The sequence below is a fragment of the Pseudomonas sp. Sample_24 genome, assembly GCF_004307605.1.
GTDB lineage: Bacteria > Pseudomonadota > Gammaproteobacteria > Pseudomonadales > Pseudomonadaceae > Aquipseudomonas.
In genome coordinates this window covers 1-1,818 of record NZ_RCNW01000133.1, presented here as the reverse complement: position 1 = coordinate 1,818, position 1,818 = coordinate 1, and the positions used below count along the sequence as shown (strand labels likewise).

Here is a 1,818-nt window from a genome sequence, read left to right as displayed (position 1 = left end):
GGGCGCGGTTGACGATTTCGATCGCCCGGTCCACACCGGCGCAGAAGCCACGGGGATTGGCGAGTTTGATTTGCATGCTGTGCCTCGTGTCTTGCGCGCAAGAAGTTAGATCATTACAAACCTGTAGGAGCAAAGCTTGCTCGCGAAAGCGGCAGATCAGTCGACATCAATGTTGGATGTGATGACGCCTTCGCGAGCAAGCTTCGCTCCTACAGTTGACCGAATCCGGTCAGTTACAGCGCTTTGACGGAGATGATTTCCACGTCAAAGGTCAACGTCTTGCCAGCCAGCGGATGGTTGAAGTCGATGGTCACTTGCGCGTCATCGAACTCTTTGACCACACCCGGCAATTCAGTATTGGCCGCATCGTTGAAGATCACCAGCAATCCTGGCGACAGGTCCATGTCCTGGAACTGTGAGCGCGGGATGATCTGCACGTTTTGCGGGTTAGGCTGGCCAAAAGCGTTTTCCGGCTCGATGCTCAGGGTACGCTTGTCGCCCGCCTTGAAACCGAACAGTGCCGCTTCGAAACCTGGCAACAGGTTGCCATCACCGACCTTGAAGGTCGCCGGGGCTTTGTCGAAGGTGCTGTCCACCGTGTCGCCGTTCTCCAGGCGCAATGCGAAATGCAAGGTGACTTCCGTGTTCTGGCCGATGCGTTGCTCAGCCAATACCTGTTCAGTCATGAACGGTTTCTCCGGTCTTTTTACTTTTGAACATATCCAGTGCCAGCATTACCGCACCGACCGTAATTGCACTGTCGGCAAAGTTGAACGCCGGGAAGTACCAGCGGTTTTGCCAGTGCACCAGGATGAAATCGATCACATGGCCCAAGGCAATGCGGTCATACAGGTTGCCCAGCGCGCCACCGAGCACCAGCGCCAGCGCAACCGCCAGCCAAGTCTCGTTACGCCCCAGACGCTTGAGCCACACCACCAGCACCGCACTCACCCCAATCGCGATCAGGGCAAACAACCAGCGCTGCCAGCCGGAGCTGTCGGCCAGAAAGCTGAATGCCGCGCCAGTGTTGTAGGCCAGGGTCCAGCTGAAGTAATCGGGAATGATCACGATCTGCTGGTACATCTCGAGCCTGCCTTCGAAGTAGAACTTGCTGGCCTGGTCGATGACCAGAACCAGCAAGCTCAACCAGAGCCAGCCCAGTCGCCCGAAGCGACCAACGGCATTAGGCATAGTGACGAACCTCGCCGGCGCCGCTGATGTTGTCGACGCAACGACCGCAAATTTCCGGATGTTCCGGGTTCACGCCGACATCTTCACGGCAGTGCCAGCAACGGGCGCACTTGGCGTGGGCCGATTTGACGATTTTCAGTTTCAGGCCGCTGACTTCGGTGACCACTGCGTCGGCAGGCGCCTGTACGAACGGCGCAACGCTGGCGGTCGAAGTGATCAACACGAAGCGCAACTCGTTGCTCAGCTTGGCCAGGTCGGCGCTCAGGGCGTCTTCGGCGAACAGCGTCACTTCGGCTTGCAGGTTGCCACCGACGGCCTTGGCCGCACGCTGGATTTCCATTTCCTTGTTGACCGCCACCTTCACTTCCATGATGCGATCCCAGTAGGCGCGACCCAGTTCGAAGCCTTCCGGTAGTTCGGTCAGACCTTCGTACCAGGTGTTGAGCATGACCGATTCGTTACGCTCGCCCGGCAGGTACTGCCACAGCTCGTCGGCGGTGAACGCCAGGATCGGCGCGATCCAGCGCACCAGCGCTTCGCTGATGTGGAACAGCGCGGTCTGGCACGAACGACGGGCCTTGCTGTCGGCGCCAGTGGTGTACTGGCGATCCTTGATGATGTCGAGGT

Annotated in this window: 4 protein-coding genes; all 4 read right to left on the bottom strand. The window is 58.6% G+C overall.

The window, feature by feature from the left end:
- Positions 1 to 76 (bottom strand): hypothetical protein (locus tag D8V06_RS30755; protein WP_241664306.1); only part of this gene is annotated, 76 nt, incomplete at its 3' end.
- A 157-nt stretch (positions 77 to 233) separates the two neighbouring features.
- Positions 234 to 671 carry an FKBP-type peptidyl-prolyl cis-trans isomerase gene (fkpB, locus tag D8V06_RS06450; RefSeq protein WP_172668667.1) on the bottom strand — a complete coding sequence of 146 codons (438 nt, stop codon included), beginning with the start codon at positions 669 to 671 and terminating at the stop codon, positions 234 to 236.
- A 7-nt stretch (positions 672 to 678) separates the two neighbouring features.
- A complete protein-coding gene (lspA, locus tag D8V06_RS06445; RefSeq protein ID WP_056855663.1) occupies positions 679 to 1,191 on the bottom strand; it encodes a signal peptidase II in 513 nt (170 codons plus the stop codon).
- Positions 1,184 to 1,818: class I tRNA ligase family protein (locus tag D8V06_RS06440; RefSeq protein ID WP_153189251.1), on the bottom strand; the 635-nt coding region annotated here is incomplete at its 5' end. The genes lspA and D8V06_RS06440, both read right to left, overlap by 8 nt.

Excerpts from the sequence above, each read along its gene's own strand:
- lspA (WP_056855663.1), bottom strand. The coding sequence starts at position 1,191 with ATGCCTAATGCCGTTGGTCGCTTCGGGCGACTGGGCTGGCTCTGGTTG.